The sequence below is a fragment of the Mycobacterium gordonae genome (assembly GCF_001417955.2).
Classification (GTDB): Bacteria; Actinomycetota; Actinomycetes; order Mycobacteriales; family Mycobacteriaceae; genus Mycobacterium; species Mycobacterium gordonae_B.
In genome coordinates, this window is record NZ_LKTM01000256.1 from 1 (window position 1) to 532 (window position 532).

General features: G+C 67.7%; 1 protein-coding gene and 1 pseudogene. One reads left to right on the forward strand and one right to left on the reverse strand.

Annotated elements, in window-relative coordinates; all coding sequences use genetic code 11:
- A partial coding sequence (locus AO501_RS18450) for a hypothetical protein (protein WP_231752539.1) occupies positions 1–221 on the forward strand: 221 nt, incomplete at its 5' end.
- A gap of 14 nt (positions 222–235) precedes the next feature.
- Here the strand turns inward: AO501_RS18450 and ipdC are convergent.
- Positions 236–532 (reverse strand): annotated as a pseudogene (ipdC, locus tag AO501_RS18455) ((3aS,4S,5R,7aS)-5-hydroxy-7a-methyl-1-oxo-octahydro-1H-indene-4-carboxyl-CoA dehydrogenase); the annotation flags it as partial.

Consider the following 532-nt stretch of genomic DNA (forward strand, 5'->3'; position numbering starts at 1 on the left):
ATGCCAACGCGCAGCAAGTGTTTGCCCCGATGGCTACCGCCAAAGGCGGCGCCGGCGGCGCCGGCGGCGACAGCGTAGGACCGTTGATCAACGGCGGCGATGGCGGGGACGGGGGTGACGCCATCGGATATGGTGCCGCCAGTGGCGGCTCCGGCGGCCCCGGGGGTGCCGGGGGTCCTGGCGGATTGACCGGCACCAAGGGCCCCAACGGAACGCCCTGATTAATGCCGGTCAACTACTCCACCAGCGCGGACGCCGCCTGTAAATGCGAGATGGCATCCCGGACGACCGATTCGATCAACTCGGCGCACGACGGCAGGTCGTCCAGGATGCCGGCCACCTGCCCGGACGCCAGGACACCGGCGTCGGTGTTGCCCTCGACCAGTCCGGCCTTGAGCAGCATCGGGGTGTTAGCCGCCATCACCACCTGCGACCAGGTGAGTTCCTTGCCGTGCCGCATGGCCAGGCCGTCGGTGATCATCGACCGCCAACTCATCTGCGACATCTGCTTGAACTTGGCGGCATTACGCAC